The organism is Actinoplanes sp. NBRC 103695 (genome assembly GCF_030269485.1).
Lineage (GTDB): Bacteria > Actinomycetota > Actinomycetes > Mycobacteriales > Micromonosporaceae > Actinoplanes.
In genome coordinates, this window is record NZ_BSTL01000151.1 from 1 (window position 1) to 277 (window position 277).

Here is a 277-nt window from a genome sequence, read left to right on the forward strand (position 1 = left end):
CGCATGATGCCCTTCATGTCGATGCCGTGATGGTCGAGGAACCCCTTGTCCTCGGCGGCCATCACCGCCTCGCTGATGATCGGGTTGATGCTCTGGTACGGCAGCAGGGACCGGTTGGTGTCACCGACGGTGGCCAGCAGCGTCTTGTCATTGGCCGCGAACAGCTGGGTGACCTGGTCCTCGGCCTTGGGCTCGGTGAGCTGCACATCGTCGAAGAACCAGGTGCCGGCGACCACACCGCCACCGAGCAGGATCACCACGACCGCCGCCAGCGCGG

The 277-nt window shown here is 65.7% G+C and carries 1 protein-coding gene; it reads right to left on the minus strand.

All coding sequences use genetic code 11. The annotated features are described in order from the left end of the window. Nucleotides 1–277: transglycosylase domain-containing protein (locus QSK31_RS48655; RefSeq protein ID WP_285692021.1), on the minus strand; the 277-nt coding region annotated here is incomplete at both ends.